This is a genomic window from Bradyrhizobium sp. NAS96.2, assembly GCF_001908235.1.
In the GTDB taxonomy this organism is placed as follows: Bacteria; Pseudomonadota; Alphaproteobacteria; order Rhizobiales; family Xanthobacteraceae; genus Bradyrhizobium.
Genome location: NZ_LGHK01000306.1, coordinates 1 through 6,464 on the forward strand (window position 1 = coordinate 1; position 6,464 = coordinate 6,464).

The 6,464-nt window shown below is 65.5% G+C and carries 7 protein-coding genes; 4 read left to right on the top strand and 3 right to left on the bottom strand.

Translation table 11 applies throughout. The features are described 5' to 3' along the window. From AC628_RS40415 to AC628_RS40425, 3 genes are all read right to left on the bottom strand, one after another. Positions 1–475 (bottom strand): hypothetical protein (locus tag AC628_RS40415; RefSeq protein WP_210190331.1); only part of this gene is annotated, 475 nt, incomplete at its 3' end. 58 nt (positions 476–533) lie between these two features. Further along, positions 534–2,003 (bottom strand): O-antigen ligase family protein, encoded by a 1,470-nt coding sequence (locus AC628_RS40420; RefSeq protein ID WP_245321580.1) that lies wholly within the window; start codon positions 2,001–2,003, stop codon positions 534–536. A gap of 76 nt (positions 2,004–2,079) precedes the next feature. Next, the gene (locus AC628_RS40425; protein WP_083633312.1) at positions 2,080–3,192 is read right to left on the bottom strand and encodes a polysaccharide biosynthesis/export family protein; all 1,113 of its coding nucleotides are present in this window, start codon (positions 3,190–3,192) and stop codon (positions 2,080–2,082) included. A gap of 298 nt (positions 3,193–3,490) precedes the next feature. On the opposite strand from AC628_RS40425, the gene AC628_RS40430 reads away from it, so the two are divergent. From AC628_RS40430 to AC628_RS40445, 4 genes are all read left to right on the top strand, one after another. After that, positions 3,491–3,793: a hypothetical protein gene (locus AC628_RS40430; protein ID WP_143202076.1), complete on the top strand. Its 303-nt coding sequence runs from the start codon at positions 3,491–3,493 to the stop codon at positions 3,791–3,793. A gap of 128 nt (positions 3,794–3,921) precedes the next feature. Then, positions 3,922–4,185 carry a hypothetical protein gene (locus tag AC628_RS40435; RefSeq protein WP_074132355.1) on the top strand — a complete coding sequence of 88 codons (264 nt, stop codon included), beginning with the start codon at positions 3,922–3,924 and terminating at the stop codon, positions 4,183–4,185. A 124-nt stretch (positions 4,186–4,309) separates the two neighbouring features. Next, positions 4,310–5,602: a hypothetical protein gene (locus tag AC628_RS40440; RefSeq protein ID WP_074132357.1), complete on the top strand. Its 1,293-nt coding sequence runs from the start codon at positions 4,310–4,312 to the stop codon at positions 5,600–5,602. Positions 5,603–5,609: 7 nt separating this feature from the next. Continuing rightward, on the top strand, positions 5,610–6,389 hold the full coding sequence (locus AC628_RS40445; RefSeq protein WP_083633311.1) for a metallophosphoesterase family protein: 780 nt from the start codon (positions 5,610–5,612) through the stop codon (positions 6,387–6,389). The last annotated feature ends 75 nt before the right edge of the window (positions 6,390–6,464 follow it).

The window sequence follows — 6,464 nt, forward strand, 5'->3', positions numbered from 1 at the left end:
CGGATGCGCCGGCGCTGCCCGCGCCGCCGGCACCGGTCGCAGCGGTGCCGCTATCACCTGACGCTGCGGCAAACGCCATCACGGTGTCGAGATCCCTGGTGTCGGCGATCGCCTGCTGGATGCGCGTCGCATAGGGCTGGTTGCTGCGTACCACGATGCGCGCGGCCTGGGCGAGACCGGCGGCGATCGCCGTCTTCTGGTCCTTGCTGGCCTTGGCGAGCAACGCGATGAGCGGATCGAGCGATGTCGGATCGTTGAGGGCGAAGTCGCGCGCCCGCGAGGTCAATTCCACGCCCGCGTTCGGAAATTGGGTCAGCAACTGCTCAGGATTGGCCTTGAAATTCGTGACCGCCTGCGAGAGCTGGATCAGCCCGCCCTGCGTTTGCGCCATCGCGGCGCCGCCGGACGCCGCCAGCGCCAACATGACCGCCACCGCCAGGGCGGAAAAACCGCCGGATCGCTCAAATGTGAACACTGCTATCTCCCTAACGAATACTAACAGTTCGTTAGCATAGTCGGAGTTATCGCGCCAATTAAAACCCCTGCCCGGCCGCGCGCCCGGGCTCGCCGGCGAAATCAACGTTAACTGACGGACCCGATGCAACATCGGCGTCATCGTCGCCGCGACCGCGGCCGGCAGCTCCGCCGGAGCGGAACGATTGTGACAGGCCCGCCCCAAGCAGGGCCGCGATAACAACGGCGTAGCCGGTGATCTGGAGCGAGAAATCGATCATCGAATGCAGCGCGCCGGCAGCCGATGTGCAGAGCGCCGCCAGCGGCACGATCACGTCGCGGCGGCGGGTCCGCACGCCATGCGCGAGCACGCCGAAGGCTGCGAGCAGCGCGATCATGACGGCGCCGGCCATTAACATTCCGCCGTCGGACGCCAGTTCGAGCCAGCTGTTGTGCGCCCGGTTCCAGGTCCCGCGCAGCGAGATGTCGTCGGTGCGATAGGCCGGATAGACCCATTCGAAGGACCCGAAACCATCGCCCAGCCAGGGATGATCCCAGATCATCCGCAACGTCGCGCGATAGGTCGAGAACCGCCCCTCATCCGACAGGCCGATCATGCTGAAGCGCGCGCCGACGCTGCCGCCGAGCAGTTGCAACAGCGCCAGCGCGATCAGGCTGCCGATGCCGAGCGCCATGATCAGGCCGTAGCGGCGCGGCAGCCGGTTGCGAAAGAAGATCGCGGCGGCTGCAACCGCGGCGAGCAGCGAGATCCCGACGCCGCCGCGCGATCCGGTCAGGAACATCGCGACGAGGCAGGCGAGCCAGCCGAGCGCATGGCTGGCGAGCCTGCGCCGTGCCGGCCTATCGAGGCGCGCGAGCAGGCGTGGCAGGCTGGCCCGGCGCGACGGCCAATGCCGCTCGATCAGCTCGCAGCCAAACAGCAGCCAGATCAGCGCGCAGCAGCCATAATAGATGGCCGCCGTGTTGCGGTTGACGAAGGGAGACGTCAGCCACTCCAGCTGCGCCTGCTTCTCGTGAAGCAGATAGATCCGGGCGGGATCGATCGCGAAGGTGACGATGCCAAGGATCGCATAGGCGAGGCCAGAGACCGCCACCACGCGCAACAATCCGCGCGCCAAGGCGCGGTTGGCGCCAAGCATGACGCCGATCGCAAAGCTCAGCAGGCAGACGATCCCGACACGTGCGGAGTAGAACGGCAGATTGGTTGCAATCGACACCGCCGGCGGAAGGTCGGCGGGCAGCAATTTGCCAGCCTCGGCCCACAGCGCATTCGGCGCCACACCGAGCCAGGACCGCTGTGCCGATTGCTCGTGCAGCACCAGCATGGCGAGCGCCGTCAGCAGCGCCGTCACCGCGAGAATTGCGAGCTGGCTGCCGCGCAGGCGCATCGGCAGCACGCCGAGCAGCGCGATGCCGAGCAGGACCGACCAGATCGCGGACGCGACGCCGCCGACCGAGCCGAGCGGCAGCGGCGCCAAAGCGACGACGGCGCAGAACAGCCACGACGACCATCGCACCGGCCACGGCAATGCCGTCGCCCCGCTTGAGCCGGTGGGTAATCGTAAGCGTGTCATGAAGCCGGCCGCGCCGGCTCACGCCCCAGTATCAGGGCGCAAGCTTGATCGAATTACGAAGTAACGTTGCGTTGTAAGCAGCCACGATCGGATCGTTCACCGTCGCGGTCACGAGGCGGATCTGCTGCATGAGCTTGGCGTCCTCGACGGATGCCGCGTTCGACGCATAAAGCACGTCCTTGTTGCGCAACTGGAAACGCGTGGCCAGGAAATAGCCGGCCGGATCGCGGAAATTGATGTTGTAGACGACCGGGATGATCGGTCCGGCATATTTGCTGACGTCGATCCCGAGCTTGGCCGCCACTTCCGGCAACTCGCCGCGATAGACGAACACCGAGGCCGGATCGGCCGAGGAATCGTTCAGGCCGCCCGCCTTCGCAACCGCTTCAGCGAGCGAGACCCGCCAGGCCTCGAAATTGAACTGGCCCTGCGCGCCCGACGCGCCGAAGGCGACGAAGGTCTGCGGCTCGCGGTAGACATAAATGGTATCGCCCGGATGCGCGTAGATATTGCTCTTGGGCTCGTAGACCAGTTGGCCGAACGGCACCGTGGTGCGCTTGCCGTCGCGCTCCAGCATCACCCAGGTATCGAAGCCTTGTCCCTTCGGGCCGCCGGCGCGCGTGATCGAGTCGAGCACACGCTCGCCCGCGGCATTGGCGGGGAAGCGGTTCGGCGAGTTGACCTCGCCGAGCACAGAGATCAGTGAGGTGCGCTGCTCGATCAGGGCGACCACGGCCTGCGGCTCGATCGCGCGGTTCTTCAGCGCATCGACGATCGAGCGCTGCACCTCGGTCGGCGTGCGGTTCTTGGCACGGATCGCGCCGGCATAGGGCACCGAGATGTTGCCGTCGGTATCGACGTTCTGGTTCGGCAGCGTGATATAGTTGCCGGGGCGCACGCCGGCCTCGACCGGAATGAACAGACCGCCGGCGGCGGCCTCGAAGATCGTGACGCTGACGACGTCGCCGATGCCGAAATGGATGTCCTTGGGCGGCGGGCCTTGAATGCCTCCGGCGAGCTGCGGCGCGAATGACGCCAGCACGTTCTCGACCTGCGGCGTGATCTTGACCATCGCATAGGGCAGGCTTTCCGGATCCCTCTGCCCCGCGACGACATCAGAACTGGTCGGACCGTTGGTCGGCATGTAATGGCAACCGCTGACCGAAACGGCGGCCGCAAGCAATATCATTATCCGAATGAAATTCGCACGCGACATTGAAATACTCCGGCCGTGCCGTAACACGCCGACTATCACAATCACAAGATTCCGCGATATAGTGCGGTATAATTGATAAAGAATGTTAGCAGGGTGAGGCAATTCGGCGACACCGGCACGACTCCGTGCGGCAAGCGACCCGTGCAACATCACTCCGGCTTTGATTTCGCGTGATGCTCCAGTTATCTATGAATGAGATGGTTTGAGTTAAACGATTGAGGGTTCGATGGTTCGCATGAAGCCGCTGGCGATCGCGTTGGGAACCGTCGCCTTGCTATTCGGCATTGGCAATTCCGGGGTTTTTGCCGCGGAATTGAGCATTTCCCCGGCCCCGCGCGCCGTGCAGCGCGTCGGCGGCAACTGCCAGCGGCTGCAATATTGTCATGGCGATGTCTGCCAGTGGAAACGGGTCTGCTGGCACGGCTGCCCCGATCGCTACTCCTGCGCGCCGCTCTACGGAGCCTATGGCCCCTATGGCGGCCGTGACTATTGGGCCGCCTATAGTTACGGCGATCTGCGCCCGTTCTGATTGTTAATCGACTAACAAAACCGCCGGCGTCTCGCATGCCTGCTGGCATGATGCCGGCGCGTTTGTGACGATCGACTTAACCCCGGCTTAGGACCCGGCCCGCTAGGATGCGGGCGCAGGGTTTGGTTATGTTATTTGTTTTCCTTGGCAATTTGATCGGCGGCGTCGTTCTCGGGCTGCGCCAGCACTGTCTGGTGCTGGTGCCGGTTACGCTTGCGGAACTCACGCTGCTCGCCGTCATCGGAGGCGCGCGCCTCGGGTGGTCGGAGACCGTGCTGCTCATGATCACCGCGATTGTATCGCTGCAAGGCGGATATCTCGCGAGCGCATTCGCGCCGCGGTTCTGGTCCCGCTCCTCGACGCCGCTGCTCGCCCTGCGCCGCCCGCATTGATGGGGCACCACGCTGCCGCGTCTGGCGCGCCCGATTTCCATTGACCTCGCCGCGAGCGCGGGGCATCCCGCTGGCTTGCATTCTCATCTTCCGCAGGAACCCCTCCTCAGGACTTGTCCCTCTCGTGTGGAACGTCACGGCCTTCATCTGCATCCTGATCGGTGCGTCGATTCCGCTGGGTCTGTTCGACGCCTCGCTCGCCACCGGTCTCGTCGGCGCCGCAACGTCGCTTGGGCTGCTGGCAAGCCTGATGGTGATCCGTCCCGGTGAACTGTCGTTCCTGAAGTCGGTCGCCGGGCCTGCCGTTGCAGCGGCGCTGGTGCCAATGCTCTGGATCATCCTGCAGATGTTGCCACTGCCGTTCCTGGCGCATCCGGTGTGGAAATTCGCCGGCGAAACGCTGGGAACGCCGCTCAGCGGCAGCATCACGATCGACACCGGCGCAAGCCTCGGCGCGCTGCTGCTCTGGCTCGCGCTCATCTCGGTCATGATATCAGCCGCGGCGATCGCGATCGATGCCCGCCGCGCCGACATGGTGGCCCGCAGCATTGCAGCGACGGCGGCCGTCGCTGCCCTGATCTTGCTGCTGTACAGCGATCCGATCAAAACCTGGCTTGGTGCTGTCGACGCTGCGCGCGATGAGACCGCAAACGGCTTCCTGGTCGTCGTTCTCGTCGGCGTTCCGCTCAGCCTGTCGCGCGCGCTCGATGGCGGCGGGCACGCCGATGGCCGCACGGCGGCGCAGCTGGCGCGATTGCGCTGGCTGCTCGCCGCAGGCATGCTGTTCTGCGCCGCCAGCGCCTGCTGGTACGGGCGGCGCGGCGCCGCGATCGCAATCGCTGCAGGCATCGCCCTCGTCCTGATGACCTTTGCCGCGCGAAAGCTTCATCTGCATCGCTGGAGCAGCGCCGGCGCTGCCGCGACGATCGCCCTGATCGCGGTGGCGACTGCGATCGCCAATCGTCATCCCGATGTGGCGCTTGCCGCAGCCTTCGCCGACGCACCGGCCGAGCTCGTGCAATCGACCCACAATCTGCTCGCCGATCTGCCCGCGCTCGGCAGCGGCGCCGGCACCACCGCAACGCTGGCGTCGACCTACATGGACTGGCAAGGCGCAACCACGCGGCCCGTGGTGGCGACCAGTGCCGCCGCCTTGATCGCGCAGTTCGGTTCCGCCATGTTCTGGACTCTACTCGCGGTTACTATCGTGGGCATCGTGGCGTTCACAGCCGGCGCACGCAATCGCGGCCGTGACTGGTCCTATCCTGCGGCGGCAGCGGCCGTACTTCTGACGCTGCTGCTCGCCGCCTTCACCTTGCCGGAATTACCGGCGCTGCCCGGAGTGATCGTATTGGGAGCCGTGATCGGAACAGGACTGGCACAGCGGATCAGCCGTTCACGGTTGCAGGCGGGCTAAACGGCAGATGCGCAGCCTCCTCCAGCGTATTGTCGGCCAGACCGGCGACCTCGAACATGACGAGGGCGACGAGACCTGCATCTATGCAGTCGGCGACATCCACGGACACGCCGACCTGCTGCACGAGATCTGCGCGCGCATCGATGCCGATATCCGTCAATTCCGGCCGGTGCGGCCGATCCAGGTGTTCCTCGGCGACTACATCGATCGCGGACCGGATTCGCGCGACGTGATCGCGATGCTCGATCAGCGCCGCCGCACCCGAAGCATGGTCTGCCTGCTCGGCAATCACGAGGCCTGCCTGCTGGAGTTTCTCGTCAATCCCGACATGCTCGCGCAGTGGCGGCAGTTCGGCGGCCTGCAAACGCTGATGTCCTATGGACTGACACCCTCGCCCAATCCCGACGCGGAGGAACGCAGGGCGCTCGCCCGGCAACTGGTCCGCCAGATGCCGCCGGCCCACCTTGCCTTCCTGCGCTCGCTGCCGATCTGTTACGTGCACAGCCGCTACTTCTTCGTGCATGCCGGCGTCCGGCCCGGCGTCGCGCTCAGCCAGCAGCGCAAGGAAGACATGCTCTGGATTCGCGACGACTTCCTGATGTCGGAAGATGATTTCGGCAAGGTCGTGGTCCACGGCCACACGCCGGTGCAAGAGGCCGAGCTGCTGCGCAATCGCATCAATGTCGACACCGGCGCCTATGCGACCGGCCGCCTGACTTGCGTCAAGCTGGAGGGGGCGCAGCGAACCCTGCTGATGACCGGCAATCGGGCTGCACGCCATGGCTAGCACGATGGCTGACACGATCCGGCGATACGCGCGGCAGCTGTCGCCGGCCTTCGCGCCGGCCGCGGCCGCGATCGG

What these genes read in the sequence shown, in the direction of transcription:
- AC628_RS40430 (WP_143202076.1), top strand. Translation starts at nt 3,491, where the DNA reads ATGGTTCGCATGAAGCCGCTGGCGATCGCGTTGGGAACCGTCGCCTTG.
- AC628_RS40425 (WP_083633312.1), bottom strand. Translation starts at nt 3,192, where the DNA reads ATGCCGACCAACGGTCCGACCAGTTCTGATGTCGTCGCGGGGCAGAGG.
- AC628_RS40435 (WP_074132355.1), top strand. Translation starts at nt 3,922, where the DNA reads ATGTTATTTGTTTTCCTTGGCAATTTGATCGGCGGCGTCGTTCTCGGG.
- AC628_RS40445 (WP_083633311.1), top strand. Translation starts at nt 5,610, where the DNA reads ATGCGCAGCCTCCTCCAGCGTATTGTCGGCCAGACCGGCGACCTCGAA.